Source organism: Zhongshania aliphaticivorans, assembly GCF_902705875.1.
Lineage (GTDB): Bacteria > Pseudomonadota > Gammaproteobacteria > Pseudomonadales > Spongiibacteraceae > Spongiibacter > Spongiibacter aliphaticivorans_A.
In genome coordinates this window covers 1,676,986-1,694,087 of sequence record NZ_CACSIK010000001.1, presented here as the reverse complement: position 1 = coordinate 1,694,087, position 17,102 = coordinate 1,676,986, and the positions used below count along the sequence as shown (strand labels likewise).

Annotated in this window: 15 protein-coding genes and 3 tRNA genes; 2 read left to right on the top strand and 16 right to left on the bottom strand. The window is 46.9% G+C overall.

What is annotated here, in order from left to right; translation table 11 throughout:
* Positions 1-60 precede the first annotated feature (60 nt).
* A complete protein-coding gene (locus AELLOGFF_RS07720; protein WP_159268211.1) occupies positions 61-732 on the bottom strand; it encodes an outer membrane beta-barrel protein in 672 nt (223 codons plus the stop codon).
* A gap of 435 nt (positions 733-1,167) precedes the next feature.
* On the opposite strand from AELLOGFF_RS07720, the gene AELLOGFF_RS07715 reads away from it, so the two are divergent.
* On the top strand, positions 1,168-2,706 hold the full coding sequence (locus AELLOGFF_RS07715; protein WP_159268210.1) for a fatty acyl-CoA reductase: 1,539 nt from the start codon (positions 1,168-1,170) through the stop codon (positions 2,704-2,706).
* Between the two features lie 153 nt (positions 2,707-2,859).
* Here the strand turns inward: AELLOGFF_RS07715 and AELLOGFF_RS07710 are convergent, their stop codons facing one another.
* Positions 2,860-3,036: a hypothetical protein gene (locus AELLOGFF_RS07710; RefSeq protein ID WP_159268209.1), complete on the bottom strand. Its 177-nt coding sequence runs from the start codon at positions 3,034-3,036 to the stop codon at positions 2,860-2,862.
* A gap of 197 nt (positions 3,037-3,233) precedes the next feature.
* Between AELLOGFF_RS07710 and AELLOGFF_RS07705 the strand changes: the two genes are divergently transcribed.
* Positions 3,234-4,424, top strand: a complete 1,191-nt coding sequence (locus tag AELLOGFF_RS07705; RefSeq protein WP_159268208.1) for an ISL3 family transposase — start codon at positions 3,234-3,236, stop codon at positions 4,422-4,424.
* 128 nt (positions 4,425-4,552) lie between these two features.
* Here the strand turns inward: AELLOGFF_RS07705 and AELLOGFF_RS07700 are convergent.
* The 14 genes from AELLOGFF_RS07700 to msbA all read right to left on the bottom strand — a co-directional run bounded on the left by AELLOGFF_RS07700 (position 4,553) and on the right by msbA (position 17,090).
* A tRNA-Leu gene (locus tag AELLOGFF_RS07700) sits at positions 4,553-4,639 on the bottom strand.
* Positions 4,640-4,781: 142 nt separating this feature from the next.
* Complete coding sequence (locus tag AELLOGFF_RS07695) at positions 4,782-7,121, bottom strand: CFI-box-CTERM domain-containing protein (protein ID WP_159268207.1); 2,340 nt, start codon at positions 7,119-7,121, stop codon at positions 4,782-4,784.
* Complete coding sequence (locus AELLOGFF_RS07690; RefSeq protein ID WP_159268206.1) at positions 7,105-7,587, bottom strand: hypothetical protein; 483 nt, start codon at positions 7,585-7,587, stop codon at positions 7,105-7,107. Before AELLOGFF_RS07690 ends, AELLOGFF_RS07695 begins: the two co-directional genes overlap by 17 nt.
* Before the next feature lie 218 nt (positions 7,588-7,805).
* Positions 7,806-7,879, bottom strand: a tRNA-Cys gene (locus tag AELLOGFF_RS07685).
* A gap of 84 nt (positions 7,880-7,963) precedes the next feature.
* Positions 7,964-8,039: transfer RNA gene (locus AELLOGFF_RS07680), tRNA-Gly, on the bottom strand.
* Positions 8,040-8,175: 136 nt separating this feature from the next.
* Positions 8,176-8,736, bottom strand: coding sequence for a CDP-diacylglycerol--glycerol-3-phosphate 3-phosphatidyltransferase (gene pgsA, locus AELLOGFF_RS07675; RefSeq protein WP_159268205.1), 561 nt, complete (start codon positions 8,734-8,736; stop codon positions 8,176-8,178).
* A gap of 42 nt (positions 8,737-8,778) precedes the next feature.
* Entirely contained in the window at positions 8,779-10,653 is a 1,875-nt protein-coding gene (uvrC, locus tag AELLOGFF_RS07670) for an excinuclease ABC subunit UvrC (protein ID WP_159268204.1), read from the bottom strand.
* 19 nt (positions 10,654-10,672) lie between these two features.
* Positions 10,673-11,317, bottom strand: coding sequence for a UvrY/SirA/GacA family response regulator transcription factor (uvrY, locus tag AELLOGFF_RS07665; protein WP_159268203.1), 645 nt, complete (start codon positions 11,315-11,317; stop codon positions 10,673-10,675).
* Between the two features lie 78 nt (positions 11,318-11,395).
* Entirely contained in the window at positions 11,396-11,980 is a 585-nt protein-coding gene (locus AELLOGFF_RS07660) for an alpha-ketoglutarate-dependent dioxygenase AlkB family protein (RefSeq protein WP_159268202.1), read from the bottom strand.
* On the bottom strand, positions 11,980-12,987 hold the full coding sequence (gene murB, locus AELLOGFF_RS07655; RefSeq protein ID WP_159268201.1) for a UDP-N-acetylmuramate dehydrogenase: 1,008 nt from the start codon (positions 12,985-12,987) through the stop codon (positions 11,980-11,982). The genes AELLOGFF_RS07660 and murB overlap by 1 nt, the downstream gene beginning before the upstream one ends.
* Entirely contained in the window at positions 12,984-13,469 is a 486-nt protein-coding gene (locus AELLOGFF_RS07650) for a low molecular weight protein-tyrosine-phosphatase (protein WP_159268200.1), read from the bottom strand. The genes murB and AELLOGFF_RS07650 overlap by 4 nt, the downstream gene beginning before the upstream one ends.
* Positions 13,466-14,239 (bottom strand): 3-deoxy-manno-octulosonate cytidylyltransferase, encoded by a 774-nt coding sequence (kdsB, locus tag AELLOGFF_RS07645; protein ID WP_159268199.1) that lies wholly within the window; start codon positions 14,237-14,239, stop codon positions 13,466-13,468. Before kdsB ends, AELLOGFF_RS07650 begins: the two co-directional genes overlap by 4 nt.
* A gap of 52 nt (positions 14,240-14,291) precedes the next feature.
* Entirely contained in the window at positions 14,292-15,278 is a 987-nt protein-coding gene (gene lpxK, locus AELLOGFF_RS07640; RefSeq protein ID WP_159268198.1) for a tetraacyldisaccharide 4'-kinase, read from the bottom strand.
* Positions 15,279-17,090, bottom strand: a complete 1,812-nt coding sequence (gene msbA / locus AELLOGFF_RS07635; protein WP_159268197.1) for a lipid A export permease/ATP-binding protein MsbA — start codon at positions 17,088-17,090, stop codon at positions 15,279-15,281.
* Between the last annotated feature and the right edge of the window lie 12 nt (positions 17,091-17,102).

Genomic DNA, 17,102 nt, shown 5'->3' with positions numbered 1-17,102 from the left:
CAAAAAAGCCCTGCCAGCAAACGCTGGCAGGGCTCAAAAATCCACACAGTAAACCTTAGTTTAGAAGCGAAACACCATATCTACAGACAAGGTATTGGCAGACATATTTATCGATTCATCGTCATCAAGAAGGTAGTAATCATAGGTCAAGGTTACGGCAGCATTTTCGGCAATCGACATACGCACACCAATACCCGCATAGGGATCCGTTCCCTCAACCACAAAATCGCCAATTCTACTGCTATCTTCCACGGTCCCTTCTAGCTCCCAGCTGTATAGACCAAAACGAGCGAACATGCCCACCGGCTCACGATGAGGGGTGTGAACATTAAGCCCCACAAAGACACCGTCAGCATCCGCATCCATATTCACTCGACCAGCACTAAAGCCATCATTTAACACTTGGCTACCATCAGATACGGCACTGCCACTCAGCGAGCCCAAAGAAACATACCCAAACTCTAAACCCAGCTCAGGACTAAAATCGAAGCCCATACCGATACGCACACCGGTCGATTCAGTATCCAAGGTGATATCAGACAAGCTGCCGTCACCAAAGCTGTAACGATAATCAGAGCGACTAAAGTTATATGACGACAAACTAGCGCCACCAAACAAATACATCGAGGGTTCACTTCGGTAGGTATGACTGCCGCGTCGTAAATGATCTGCCTCAGCCAACATCGGAAACAAAGAAACCATGGCAAGGGTAATTATAGAAAGCTTCTTCATAATAGGACTCCATCAATAAGAATGGATGCATTATGGTCAGGGCTAACTGAATCAAGGCTTAACACGTAATAGCTGTGACAAATTTACAGTGAATACACCGCACAATAAAAAAGCAGAGTGAAAACCCCAGCATAATTTCAGTGCATTATTTGTTTTAAAAGGCAATTAGCGCCATGACAAAAATGACGCCAAACCAATAACACTGAAACTTCGTCGACGATATCAAGCATAACGTCGTCGTTATGCATCAAATTACCCTAAACAAAAAACCTGATGTAATAATCTCCAATTGGCTCACTTGATGCATTATTCAAAACAAAGGATTCATCACCCCCCCTGTAACACCAGGGTCAAAAATTTTCGTTAACATGGAATTAAGGCAAACCTGCAAATCTAATCGGTGTATATCGGTACGAATCACAGAGGTCAGCGCTTATGAATACACACAAGGACGTTTCTCAAACCCTTAAGCTACTCAAAGGGAAGCATATACTTATTACCGGCACCACAGGCTTTGTGGGCAAAGTAATGCTTGAGAAAATAATGCGCACGATCCCCGACATCGGGGGCGTATACCTGCTCATCAGAGGCTCCAAAAAACACATCAACGCCGAGAGCCGCTTCGCCAACGAAATTGCAACATCATCAGTATTCGAATTTCTAAAATTAAACACGCCAGAGTACTTTAATGATTTTTGTCATAGCAAAGTACACTGCATCAGCGGGGAAATCACCGAGCATCAATTCGGGCTTCCACGAGTAGAGTTCAGACAGCTGGCCTCAAAAGTGGATGCCGTTGTTAACTGTGCCGCCAGTGTTAATTTCCGCGAGGAGCTAGACCGCGCGCTAAACATCAACACCATTAGCCTGCGGAACATTATTGAGATGTCAGATTTGGCGGGTAACGTCCCCGTCATTCAAGTCTCCACTTGCTACGTCAACGGCTTTAATGAAGGCCACATTCACGAAACGGTCACCGTTCCACGTCATGCGGACATCCCGCGCCATAAAGAAGGCTACTTTGAAGTTGGCAATCTAATTGAAGAGCTAGAATTTAAAATCAGCCAAACAAAAGCAAAATATTCCGGAAAGGCTTTGAAAAGAGAGCTTATCGATCTTGGTATTCGCGAAGCCAACGCCTACGGCTGGAATGACACTTACACCTTTACAAAATGGCTTGGTGAGCAACTCCTATTAAAATCTCTGCGTGGCTACTCTCTCACCCTACTTCGCCCCTCGATAATAGAAAGCACCCTCAGAGAACCCTCTCCAGGCTGGATCGAGGGCGTTAAAGTTGCCGACGCTATCTTGCTCGCCTATGCAAAAGAAAAGGTGAGTTTTTTCCCTGGCAAACGAAGTGGCGTTATTGACGTTATCCCCGCTGACTTAGTCTCTAACAGCATCTTATTATCACTCGCCGAGCAGTTTAAAAACCCCGGCAATCAACACATTTATCAGTGCTGCAGCGGCTCCGCCAACCCTTTAACCCTAGGCGCATTCATAGACCACCTTATGGCCGAGGCAAAAGAAAACCACGGCAGTTACGACAAGCTGTTTTTACGGCAACCGCGTAAACCCTTTATTGCCGTTAATAGAAAACTGTTCTCAGCAATTACACTATGTCTAAGTGTCATCCTTTCCGTGATTAGCCAAACCCTCGTGAAATTAGGCATGAAACGAGGACTAAAAGCGCGGCGTAATCTCGATGCAGCAATGGCCTTGTCCACGGTATTTTCATTCTATACAGAACCAAATTACATCTTTCACAACAACAAGCTATTGGACTTAGCAAAACGCATGGGAAGCGCCGATCAAGCCCTGTTTCCCGTAGATTCCAATGCAATCAACTGGGAAACCTATTTACGAAAAGTCCACATGGCAGGCCTAAACTGTTACGCCTTAAAAGGTCGCAAACAAACCAATCACCTGCCTAGCGCAGTGGTAATTAACACAACACAGGAACAAGCTGCATAAGTTATAGATAGGCAACCGTGGCGCCTAAAGTAGGTATAACTAGGCGCTACAAACTTCACCCTTTATTTTAATGTGAACAATTCTAGCTGTTATAAGTCGATGGCATTCCTATGGGAAATCGCTACACCTCTTGCTAAAAGCAATTTATATTGATTAAGCATCTAATACATCAGACCAGCGATTCTGTACCCGAAGAAGTGGGCAACGAACATCTACCCAACTTTGGAAAAGTGAAAGATGCCATACAATGGCCCCCATTTCGGTAACTCTCGATTCAGGTATCAACCAATCTGGTAGTTTTAAGTATTCAATTTCATCGGAATTTTTCATATATACCCTCAAACCAAGATTAGAGTTTAATCAAACGCCATCAGTACGAGGATACAGCCTTGGGGCTGTTTTTGCCCCCTTCGGGGCTTCGTCGCTCCGCTCCTCGTTCAAAATGCTAGACGGCTCTTCATCATTAACGGGGGACACCGGCATTCATTAAACTGATTTTGCGAAGACCAGTTTAATGGAGAACACCGATGTCCCACGCAGGAAGAATTATAGGCATACCTGGCCTTGAGATTGAACGGGTAATCCGTAGAAGAGGAATCCAAGTTTGGGCAAAGCCTGTTCACAGGCCACCTTGCAAGCATTGCCAGAGCAAGTGTTTGCGTATTAAAGCGACCTACTTAAGAACGGTGAAACACACCCGTCAGGGCAATCAAGTAATGACCTTGCATTTACGGGTGCCCAAGTACCATTGCCAGGTCTGTAGGCGCNATTTTCGCCATTCCTTTACTGGCATTCGGCCTCGTTTCCGTGCTTCTGAGGCATACCGATTAGAAGTCTTTGAGGCGCACGATGGTGGCGTCACGCAACGTAAGTTATCGCGAACTCATCAGATCAGCCCAGCGACCGTAGAGCGCTGGTATCAGTTCCACATCAGGCAAAAGCGCTCCGAGGGTGACCGACGTTTCTGCCCTCGAGTGCTCGGTATTGATGAGCATTTTTTTACCCGTAAAAAGGGCTATGCCACCACCTTTACGGACCTGAAGCACCACAAGGTCTTCGATGTGAAGCTGGGACGCTCTGAACCGAGCTTGCGCCGCTATTTAAAGGGGCTTGAGGGGCGGGATCGTGTTCAAGTGATGGTGATGGATCTGTCGGAAACCTATCGCAGTATTGCACGTCGCTACTTCCCCAACGCCACCATCGTGGCAGACCGGTTTCATGTGGTGAGGCTGATTAACCAGCACTTTCTAAAAGTCTGGCAACAGCACGATCCAGAAGGAAGAAAGAACCGAGGCTTGATCAGCCTTATGCGTCGGCATCAGTGGAATTTGAGTGATGAACAGCATGCGAATCTCATGAACTATCTGGCGACTTACCCAGTGCTACAGGCGCTGTATGTGGCCAAACAACGGCTCATCCGATTTGTACTNCTNAAGACACTGNCAAGGAAAAGAGCGAAAGCTAAATTGCCGGCGTTTATGGCCTTGATTGAAGAGNTAGGNGCCAGCCCNCTACATANCNTNGCTAGAACATTGCGATCATGGTTACAGCCGATNGTGGCCATGTGGCGNTTCANTAANAGNAATGGNATTACCGAAGGCTTCCACAACAAGATGGAAATGATGTCACGGCGAGCGTATGGTTTTAGAAACTTTGAAAATTATCGATTACGAGTGCTGGCCCATTGTGGATGGGACGGTATTATAAACAGGGTTTGATGGATGCTATCCCCCGTTAACGTTGTAGAGCCTGCTAGACGCATTTTGTGAACCTTTCCGATTCAAGTCCCCGGAAAATTCAGTGTTCTAAATATAGAGTTATAGCGGTATAAACTACGAAGATATGTTGGTGCCCGGGGCCGGACTTGAACCGGCACGACATTGCTGTCGGGAGATTTTAAGTCTCCTGTGTCTACCGATTTCACCACCCGGGCTTAAGGGGCTTGGCGATTGCCAACGTGATATGCAAGGAACAGATATGTACTCCGTTCTTGCTTATACGGTAGTGCTGAAAAGCGTTCGCAGTCTACTGATACTACTCAAAAAAATCAACGGCTTAGAGCAGTTAATTACACTTTAACTTCTAATATATTGAGCTTGACGGTTATTCACTAAACGTCTACGCAGTAAAACAAGTAAGGCCGAGGCTAGAGCAAACAAGGTGACTAAGGGATATTTTAAGGAATAGACCAGTGGGCTTAAGCTGAGTCGGGTAATAAATCGCAAAGACTCAGAGTTAGCAATGTAATTAGCGACAGGCGGTGAATAGCGATAATAACTGGCAACAAATTTTTGCCCCCATGTATATGGCAGCAATACTCTGTCACGGAAATCACGTAATACTCTAACGTCAGGCGCCAAATAACTGCCGTATGCAGCCGTTGCTATAAAACAGGCACCGCCGCCACCGCCACCTGAGGAACTTGATGTTGTGGGGGTTGGCTCACTGGCTGGGTCGTCACCACTGATCAAGGCCGCAAGCGCTGTTGCTGCTGCTTCAGCATCTATTAAGCCACTGCCCGTCACCTCGTCGTCACTTATGTTTGCCCTTAGCCCTTTAACATCAATAGCGGAGCTCTGCACAGCGCTAATCAACTGCGTCGGTGTTGCCGAAGGATAGGCTTCTTTTAAAATAGCAAACACCGCAGCCGCATTAGGGGCGGCTGCAGAGGTGCCGTAAAAATTTAAGAAATTGTCTGGTTCACCATCTTCTGGTGCAGCAGTTGAGGAGCCAAGTACGGTATTATTATTGCCGTCTATCGCGGCAAATTGTGGCGCACTTCGTGTTTGTAATAAGTACTGACCGGAGCTATCAAACTGCAAATATTGATCACCACCGCGAGAGCTGAAATCTTCAGGGTCAATTTCTATGCTGTCGTAACCCTCTGGCCTGAATTCTGGTGACTCCCACCACGGCACTGCGGCAACGGCAGCAACGCCGGCCGCCATGGAATGCCCCCACACAACAGGAGCGTTATAGACATATTCTACGCTCGTCACGGTGTCACCGGTAAAAAGAATACGAAATTCTAGCGGAACACCACTTTGCTGCGGGATATCACCCTGGCTCCCGTCATAATGCTCTACAGCAAGGTAAAATGTTTGTGGGTTAATCCCAGACTCCAAAATTAAAATTTCTGACGCATCTCCCCGTGGGTTGCCTGTATTACCTTGCTCATCGCTACTGCGAGCATAAAAATTAACTGATGCTGGATTTAAAGCTGTAATGGAATCATTAGTGGTGGCATATAGATCTAAATCAATTTGTGCACCAGAACTGGTATTGATCGAGCTGAAAGGCTGATTCCAGTTTAGGACAACATAAACGGTTGAGCTTGCTGGTATGGTGATTTCTAAAAAGGGATCACTCCCAGAAGAACTCCAATTATGAAGGTCATTCCCCGTTGGAATTAAGCTTGTGCCCGATTCATCCACAGCCGCGACTGAATCTTTGTAAGCATAGCGATAGGCTTGATCACCATCATTACCTGCCGCCGTCAGATAAGGCTTACCTGACTCCACACACGCTGTCGCAGCTAATGCCGGTACATCGTCTTGGTAGACGCTTTCGTTTAAAAATAAAATGTCATCGACAACAATATCTGCCTGCCCAGCACCACAAAGCGTGGTAATGGCGTCAGCCATTTCTGCCCTACTCTGCCCAGCTGCATGAAATATAAGCGGTGATCCCGGAGACACATCATGAATCAGCTCGGCCATTGCTGCGCCTTCATCTGTGCCCCCTGCCACATCGTCTCGTAAAATCGATACAACACTTGGCAGGTCACCATTATCTTGCTGAACACTACCCTGCAATGAACCGGCTGTGAACTGTGCAGGGGAGGTATTACCATCACGAACAGCTGCCGTTTGCGCGAAGCTATCTGAAATAATGCCGATGGTTTGGCCGCTACCGTCGACATTAAGCGATGTTGAAACCACATCACTGCGCATGGCCTTAGCGGCTCGACTTGTCACGCTACCGACCCTCACAACGGGGGGATGGAGATAACGAATTTCTCTAATGGCGGATAATTCAGCCAGACTTTTTAAATCCTGCTCACCACTCACTAATACCGTTGCGCGCTTACCGTCACTCGATAAAAAACGCAATGCGATGCCCTGCTCACTTAAAAAATCAGCTAAGCCCTCTGCGTTATCCAAAAACAATTCAACAGCAAGCCCCGTCTTAGCAGCTTCTTTATTGAGACGGACCTGCATAATGTCAGTACTTTTTGAGGAAAGCTGGTCTGCAGTAGTCGTTATTAGGGTCTGTAAATGGGTATCTAATTTAGCGCTGATGCCGCCATTTTTTCTTGCCGCTTGTTTTTTATTGGTTTCTGCCGTCACACATTCCGTAGTGAAAAGTGCAAAGGAGGCACACACAGCTATTGCTAATTTATTTACGCCGTTCATCAAATACCTTTAACGCTGTATTCATTTTTGGCGCTAAGCGACTTATTGAAATTGCGCTCACACCCTGTATTTTTGACAAGCTTACCAATTGCTCAGCGCTTTCTACCCACACAAACATGCGCTGATTGATGGAATCCACATAGTCTACGTTATAACCCGCCTGAAGGATTTCGCCAATAAAGATGTCGGTCGTTTCTTCCCAGTAGCGAACATCTAACAACACACCATTTACACCATTATTAAAATAGCCCGGCGTTGACACCATTTTCTGCCATTGCAGGTCGTCAATGGTTAAATATTGACCTAAAGGTGGTTGATAGATAGCCCTATTCAGCATAGCAGAATCCTGAACATCCGCCTGCCTAGTCGATTCCTGGTTGCTGCAAGCAAACAATAATCCGCCGAATGCAATGGCAATCAGGAGCACATCTGTTATCACTCTTAAATGTCTGCGTATTTTGCTCATTCATGTTCGTCCATAAGGTGTATATAAACCCACCGTTAGCTTAGCGGTTAACGAACTGTTACAAACTAAGGGGTTTACCTAGTGGCATTAAGTAGCTACGCAGATGGATGTCCTCGTTAATGCTGTAAAGCCAGTGATTATTAAAACCACCAGAGCGGCAAGTAGGCTCATCAATAGATAAGGGACAATTAAGTAAGATTGCAGGGGAAGTTTGTAAATGGAGGCGCGGGTCGGAATCGAACCGGCGTACACGGAGTTGCAGTCCGCTGCATGACCACTCTGCCACCGCGCCTAATATCACTTTTGACACCTTTACGGTGTACACCGATGACAACCGGTTTTTACACTGTGGGTTTACCACATACTATCGATACATTGGAGCGGGAAAGGAGGCTCGAACTCCCGACCTCAACCTTGGCAAGGTTGCGCTCTACCAACTGAGCTATTCCCGCGTCGTTTTGCATCTAGATATTTCGCTTGATCACTCAAGCCTGATTAACAACATTGCGCTGTGCTTCAGGAAGGCGCCTATTCTAGTCAGAGAGAACTTCCTGTCAAGGAAAGTCGCTGATTTAACGCAATTTTTTTCTAATTACCGGCTGTATCACGTAAATCTGGCCACGCCGCATGAAGATAAATCACCATTGACCATAATGTGAGCACCGCCGCTGTGTATAAACAAATAATACTTGCGTAATACAACATACCTTCGCTATTGGGTGAGACTAGGAGCCACCCAAAAATAGCGATCATTTGCATCGCGGTTTTGACCTTACCAATGTAAGACACGGCCACACTGGTGCGTTTACCAAGTTCCGCCATCCATTCACGCAATGCAGAAATCACAATTTCTCTGCCAATAATAATGACTGCAGGGATGGTAAACCAAGCAGCGTCATAGCGCTCAATCAGTAACGCCAACGCCACCGCGACCATTAATTTATCGGCAACAGGATCAAGAAACGCACCCAGCGGGGTTGTCTGGCTTAATTTTCTGGCCAAATACCCATCTAACCAATCCGTAACGGCAGCGATTGCAAATACCGCCGCCGTCAAAAAATACGTATGCGCTAAGGGCCAGTAAAATAACGCCACCAAAACCGGAATAAGTACAATCCGGAAAAGTGTCAGTGAGTTGGGTATATTCATAGAGCTCTCATTAGCGATAATCACTCGCATTCTATTCGTTTTTTAGGCGCTGCGCAGGCCTTCGTGTATTTGTTGTGCAATTTTCTCGCTAATACCTGACACTCGTCGCAAATCCTCAACACTAGCCTGTCGCACCCCTTGAAGGCCACCAAAATGCCGTAATAATTCACGCCGGCGTTTAGCGCCTACTCCTGGTATTGATTCTAAGGTGGATTGGCGACGCGCTTTATCTCTTCGTGCTTTATGACCTGTAATCGCAAAACGGTGTGATTCGTCACGGATATGCTGCACAAGATGTAATGCAGGGCTATTATCGGGCAGGCTGATTTCTTGTCCAGTATCACCTCGAATCAACACTTCTAAACCAGCGCGGCGATCCGAGCCCTTGGCAACCCCCACCATAAGTAGCCCATCTATACCTAACTCGTCCATCACTTGTTTGGCCTGAGTTAATTGCCCTTTGCCACCGTCGATAAACAAGATGTCAGGCATCACTATGTCACCAGCCTTCACTCGCTTATATCGCCGACTCAGCGCCTGATGCATGGCCGCATAATCATCACCTGCCGCAATACCGTCGATATTCATTTTGCGATAATCTGATTTTAACGGCCCATTGCCATCAAACACCACACAGGAAGCCACCGTTGCCTCACCGCTGCTATGGCTAATGTCGAAACACTCCATGCGTTCAGGCTTATTTTCTAAGCCCAATGCGTCTTGCAAGGCCTTAAATCGCTTTAAGGAGCTGGCAGAAGACGCAAGTCGATTTGCCAAATTCTGCTCGGCAGCGGTAATAGCCAAACTCAACCATTTTGCGCGATGACTGCGGACATTATGGCTAATACTTACCTGTCTACCAGCCTGCTCACTGAGCCCAGCGGCTAGCAAGCTAGCCTCATCTAGGGGGATGTTGGTAATAATCTCCCTTGGCATATCTACTGCACCGGTACCTATTAAATAGTGCTGAGCTACAAAGGCTTCTATTTGTGACACCAAAGACTCTTCTAGTTGGCTTTTGGGGAAGTAACTACGACTACCAAGCACCCTTCCTCCCCGCACACAAAGTAATTGAACACAGACTACGGCGGCATCCATAGCACCAGCTACGATATCAATGTCGCCAGTTTCACCCTCTATACACTGGCTGGCTTGCACCTGTTGTAAATGGCCAATTCGATCCCTGATTTCCGCAGCTTGTTCAAATTCTAAGGCATTGGCGCAGCGCTCCATTTCGTCGGCAAGCTGACGACTTACATCATCACTTTTTCCCTGCAAAAACAATTTAGTATATTCGACATCTAAAGCATATTCTTGATCACTAACTGCATTAACACAAGGTCCAGAACAGCGGCCTATTTGGTATTGTAGGCAGGGTCGGCTACGGCCACGATAATAGCTATCCTCGCACTGCCTAACCCGAAATACCTTCTGCAACCAACTTAAACTTTCACGGACTGCTGAGGCACTTGGATAAGGGCCAAAATACATGCCCTTGCCCTTTTTACTACCTCGATGAATGCTAAGACGCGGATGTTTGTGATCGGTACTCAAGTAGATATAGGGATAGGATTTATCATCCCGAAGCAAAATATTATAGGGCGGTTTATATTGTTTAATGAGGTTTTGTTCTAGCAGCAGAGCTTCTCGCTCAGTCGCAGTTACGGTGACTTCTATTTGCTGGATACGAGACACCAGCGCAATGGTTTTATTCGTTAAACCACTGGCTCTAAAATAACTACTCAGGCGATTGCGAAGGTTTTTAGCTTTGCCAACATAAAGCACTTCTGCCGCAGTGTTGAGCATAACGTAAACGCCGGCTTTTTCGGTGACGTTTTTCAGAAAGGTTTTGGAGTCAAATGTGGTCAGGGCTGAGTCTACTGCTGCACTTTTACCGCTTTTATTTTCACTTGTCATAACACGTATAAACTACCAATTACGCTTCTGGCGATTCAATTAAGCCATGACGCATTGCCAGCAAGGTAAGCTCAACATCACCGTTAATATCAAGTTTCTCAAAAACTCTGTAACGATAGCTATTCACTGTTTTGGCAGAAATATGCAGATTGTCGGCAATATCTTGCACTTTATGGCAATTGGCAATCATCAAGCTGATCTGCATTTCACGTTCTGATAAGGTTTCAAAGGGTGAGCCACCGTCACCATTGAACTGTTTTAAGGCCATTGTCTGAGCAACACAGGGGCTAAGATAGCGCTGCCCTCTTGCCACCTGCCGCACAGCCAAGATCATTTCGTCTTCTGATGCACCCTTGGTAACGTAGGCAGAGGCGCCGGCCTTCAGCAAAAGGCTAGGCATGGGCTCTTGGTCGTAAGCACTTAACGCAATGATGCGAGTCTCAGGGGATATTTGCTTTAATTTACGCGTCGCTTCCAGTCCGCCAATACCCGGCATCCGTACATCCATTAGGACAATACTAGGCCGCAGCACACGGCAACTGCTGATAACTTCTTCTCCGCTGGCTGCTTGAGCGATAACAGAAATACCGTCTGCGTCGTCCAACATACGAACTATTCCGGTTCGCACCATGGCGTGATCATCGGCCACTAACACTGTGATCATTTAGATCTCCACATTGATCGGTCGAACAATATCATTATGAACAAGGCCTAACCAGCATATTACGGCGAAAGTTACTCATCATATCAGGGTTCTAAACGTAAGATTGATCCGTCCCTGAGAAATGCCTTTACGTTTTGGTAAAGCATGCTGCCAATGCTGCTGTGTTGGTGGCAACATAAGCAGCAATGAACCAGACTCTAAACGTAATTTAACGGTGTTGCGTGGCGGCCTATTTGGCTTCATGCAAAAATCACGCTCAGCACCGACACTAATTGAGGCAATACAGGGTGCGGGACCTAGTTCTGGTTCATTATCGCTGTGATACCCCATGCAATCATGGCCGTCTCGGTAGTAATTCAACAGTGCGCAGTTAAAATCAAAACCCGTATCCAGGAGTAATTGGTCTCTAACTACCTTGACGCACTCTGGCCAAGGCTCAGAACAATGACTCACACCGCTATACTGATAACTCAAGCCAGAATCGCCGACAAAACTTAATAAGCGCGGAGTGACATGCTGGCGACCAAAGACGGTCACTTTTGGTTGTTGCCATGAGACTTCATCGTGAAGCCTTTGGTACAATTTTGCAGGATTGGCAATATATCGTGGGTAATAATCTAAGCCTCCCCCTACCAAAGGAATATGCTGAGTATCCCAAAGCATCAATAGACTCGTGGCTCTATTTCTAATTGAACGCCGTATTTATTCATAATATCCGCCTGAATTTGTCCGGCAAAACGGATAATTTCCTTACCGTTAACGCCGCCATAATTTACCAGAACAATGGCTTGTCGAGGATGAATACCTACGCCGCCTTCACGCCGCCCTTTCCAGCCGGCTTGATCAACCAGCCAGGCAGCGGCTAACTTTACCGCGCCACCTGATGTTGGCCAATGCGCTATATTAGGATATTTATTCACTAGTTCCTTGGCTTTAGCCGCAGAAACAAAGGGGTTTTTAAAAAAACTACCCGCGTTTGGCGCATCGCGATAATCTGGCAATTTTGCAGCACGAATTGCGGCAACCGCTTGCGCTATTTGGTCTGGCGTTGCACAGTCAGGATTCAATAATTCTGCCCGTAAGGCAGGATAACTAACTTCAGTTATAGCCTTAACACTCAGCCGCAACGTTACAGAAGTTATAATAAAACGATCTCTTAGTTCGTTTTTAAAAATGCTATCTCGATAACCTAGATGACACTCGCCTGCACTTAATGTTGTTACCGCCTGTTGCTCACAATCCCAGCCTGTGACGGATTCAAGCACACTCGCTAATTCAATCCCATAAGCCCCAATATTTTGGATAGGCGCAGCCCCTACGGAACCGGGGATTGATATAAGATTTTCTAGCCCATACCAACCCTGGGCTAAGCAATGACAGACTAAGTCATGCCAATTTTCACCGGCGGCCACCTCAATGAGGCGATCATCACCTTGAGACGTACAGCTAATACCTCGCAATAAGATGCGAATTAGCACACCGTCTACGTCTTTAGTAAACACAACATTACTGCCACCACCGATCACAATAGGTGGTTTATTTATTTTCTGGGATAACAGCAAGGCTTGCTTCAGGTCATCAAGACTACTCACCTCGGCGACATAAGCCGCTTTGACGGGCACGTCAAGCGTTGTCATTCCCTGCAGCGTTACATTTGGGGTAATACTCACCGAGCAGAACTCTCAGCGTACTGAATTGCAGCTAATAAACCCCGAGCACCATCTTCCACCAGCTCAAGCACGGTATCAAAGCCATCTTCTCCACCGTAATAGGGATCAGGAACTTCTCTCTGCCATGACGATTCAGCAAAATCTAAAAACAGTGAAACATGGCAATTAGTTTTGTTTCCCGCCATGGCGCGGATATCTTTGAGGTTGCTCTTATCCATGGCCAAAACATAGTCATACTGATCAAAATCAGCACTGCATACCTGCCTAGCCCTCAGTGCTGACAAGTCGTACCCTCGTTTTATTGCCGCTTTCTGAGTGCGCTCATCCGGGGCCCTGCCTATATGCCAATCACCGGTACCTGCAGAATCGATAATAATACTGTCAGATAACCCCGCTTCGGCAACTAATTTGGCAAAGACACCATGAGCAGTCGGTGAGCGACAAATATTGCCAAGACACACAAATAACACCTTCGTTGTCACGACTTTTCACCTGCCAACAAATCCCGCACAGCATTTAGATCCGCCTCGGTATCAACTCCGCCCGGAATGTCCACGCAGGCAGTTTCAATGTGGATCCGAACCCCATTTTCCATAGCTCGCAATTGCTCCAATTTTTCGGCACGCTCTAAAGCCCCCATAGGCCAAGTAACAAACTCATGTAGAAAACCGACTCGGTAGGCATAAATTCCCACATGACGCAGAAACGGTGTCTCAACAGGTAAAGCGTCTGAGCTGGTATCTTGCGACCACTCATCGCGACACCAAGGCATTGGAGCGCGACTAAAATACAGAGCAAATCCCGCTTTATCACAGACCGCTTTCACTGCATTAGGATTAAAGACCGTCGCTTTATCGCTTATTGGCTCCCCCAATGTCGAAATAGCAGCCTGTGGATTTAAAGCGAGGTTGTTGGCAACTTGGGCAATAGCCTGCCGTGGAATTAAGGGTTCATCCCCCTGAACATTCACCACAATATCGTCATTAGCAAGCTCGAGTTTTGCGACTACCTCTTGCAGCCGGTCAGTGCCTGACTCGTGACTATCAAGTGTCATAACCACTTCTGCACCAAAAGCTTGGCAGGCGTCGAACACGCGTTGATCTTCTGTTGCAACGACCACCCTAGATGCATCGCTTTCTTGGGCGCGCTCCCAAACATGCTGAATCATTGGTTTACCGCTAATTTCTAATAGCGGTTTACCCGGCAAACGGCTGGACGCAAAGCGTGCCGGTATAATGACGGTGTAGGACATACTTACTCCGATTATCGCGTTAATTTTTCAACCAGCTATTCGGTGCTCAGTTCTATCTAATGGGTGCACGACTCGCCAGCAACATATCTAAAACCTCAAAAAACTCGTCGGCAATATTGGCATCAACAGGCAGCATCCACCAGTTGTCTTCACTAAAGCTTGCGCACTTCACCGCGTCTTTCTCGGTCATGATGACGGGGAGTGAATCACCAAACTGCAAGTCGCTTGCGACAAATGAATGGTGATCTGCAAAAGGATGCTCGATGACATCAAAACCATGCTCACGTAGCGCATTAAAAAAGCGTGACGGATTGCCTATACCGGCCACCGCGTGAACTCGCCGCTCGTCATCTGGCCAGTCTTTTAATTCCCGCCTATTTCTTTGACTTAAATTTACCGCGACATTGCCAATTAAGGACATGGTATGCCCCTCAAGCGTGCTACTACCGCCATTAATCAAGCAAAGATCGACATCATTCACTCTGCTAACCGGCTCACGCAGCGGCCCTACCGGTAAGCAATGGCCATTGCCAAATCCCCGCTGCCCATCGATTAACAGCACTTCAATCTCACGGCGCAGTCGATAATGTTGTAAACCATCATCACTGATGATCAGGTTACAGTGCTTTTCATTAACCAATAACTTTGCAGCGGCAAGCCGGTCTGGCGCCACAGCGACAGGAAAACCACTGCGTCTTGCAATTAAACAAGGTTCGTCGCCGGCAATACTGGGAGTGGTTTTATGATCAAGAAGATATGGATAATGTGGCGCCTGACCGCCATACCCACGACTAACAATTCCAACTTGATAGCCGCGGTCTCGACAGTAATCGGCCAGAGCTAAAACAGCGGGTGTTTTGCCGCTGCCACCCACGCTGATATTACCCACTACGATCACTGGTGCGCCACAAGACTCTGCGGAGATAAGATAACGCCTTAGTGCCGCTACACAGCGAAATAAGTAGCTAAGTGGCAGTAATAATAAGAGCCACCCTGGCCGACCATACCAAGCAGCATTTATACGCTGCTCTAAAGACATTTACTGCTCCTCAAAATTCTTGTTGTACAACTGTGAGTAACGCCGGTTTAGTGCAAGCAGCTCATCGTGGCTGCCCTGCTCCATAACTTGGCCAGCCTCCATCACAGCAATACTATCGGCATTTTCAATCGTCGACAGGCGGTGGGCAATAACAATCGTTGTGCGCCCTTTCATCACCTCTTCCATCGCCTGCTGAATATGGCTTTCTGCACGGTTATCAAGCGCTGAGGTTGCTTCATCTAAAATCAATATTGGTGCATTTTTCAAAAACGCTCTGGCAATGGCTAAGCGCTGGCGCTGACCGCCTGATAACATCACCCCATCTTCGCCAATAATGGTATCAAGGCCATTTGGCAGCTCGTCTATAAACTCGGTGGCATGAGCAGCCTGGGCAGCGGCACGAACTTGATCACGGCTTGCGCCGGCCATTTTCCCATACGCAATATTATTGAAAACCGTGTCATTAAAAAGCGTCACCTGCTGTGTGACTAAAGCAATTTTGCTGCGTAGGTTTTCAAGGGTGTAATCACGGATATCAATACCATCTAATAATATTTCACCTTCACTGTAATCATAAAACCGAGAAATTAGGCTGACCAAGGTGGACTTGCCTGAGCCAGATAAACCAACCAATGCCAAAGACTGACCTGCGCCCACTTGCAGGTTTACATTGTGCAACACCTTATCTCCACCATCTGAATACGCGAAGTTTAGGTTTTTTATTTCAATATCACCCTTGGTGGTTTCAGTGGTCTGCGTGCCCGTATCGGTCTCTTGGTCGGTATCAACAAAGGTAAAAATATCTTCCGCCGCCGCTAAGCCTTTTTGAATGGTGCTACTAACATCGGCAAGTTGACGCATCGGCTTGGGCAAAAACAAAGCTGCAGACAAATAGGCAACAAAGGCACCCGGTGACATTTCACCGCCTAAACCCAGCGCAATCCAAACCAAAACACCCGTCGCTAACACCACCGGAAACTGTATCACCGACGGACTAATAGCATTGTAAAAAGCCATTTTTATATTTTGCGAGCGGTTGCGCTGACTAGCATCATAAAATCGTTTTGACTCGTAACTAGTGCCGTCGTACAAACGAATTTCCCGATAGGCACTGATTGATTCATTGGTGACTTGGTTTACTTCACCCATGGCATTTTGTATTTTTTTACTGATTTTACGAAACCGCTTCCCCACCCAATACACAATGATCGCGATCACCGGCAAAGCTAGAAAAAACACCATGGTGAGTTTCCAGTTGGTATAGAGCAAAAACATAATCAAGCCAATGGCAAATGTACCTTCGCGCAATACAACCTTGGTGGCATTGACGGCAGCGCCAGTGACTTGTTCGACATTAAAAGTGATTTTAGAAATCATCACGCCTGTCGAATTCTGATCGTAATAGGTGCTAGGCATGCACAGCATTTTTTGAAACAGCTCACAACGCAAATTATGAACCAAGCTATGAGAGACAATAGCGATAAAGTAATTTCCCGCAAAGTAACCTAGGCCTCGCACTACCCCTAGGATAACCATCATCACGACAATCCATAGACGGGCATCACTGAGGGCAAAGCCTTCGCCACCTAGCATCCACATGAACTTGGCCGACAGTCCACCTTCGCCCGGGGTCATATTTCCGCCAATATAATCCACAATCAGCTGCATCATATCGGCAAGCAACACTTGCACAGCTGAAAATAGCGAGAATCCCAAAACGCTACAAAGAAACATTGCCCACATCGGCAGTACATACTTTAACAGCCGACCATAGATGGCGAGATCTGACTGACCTTTCTGACCATGACTCATAATGCTAGGTGT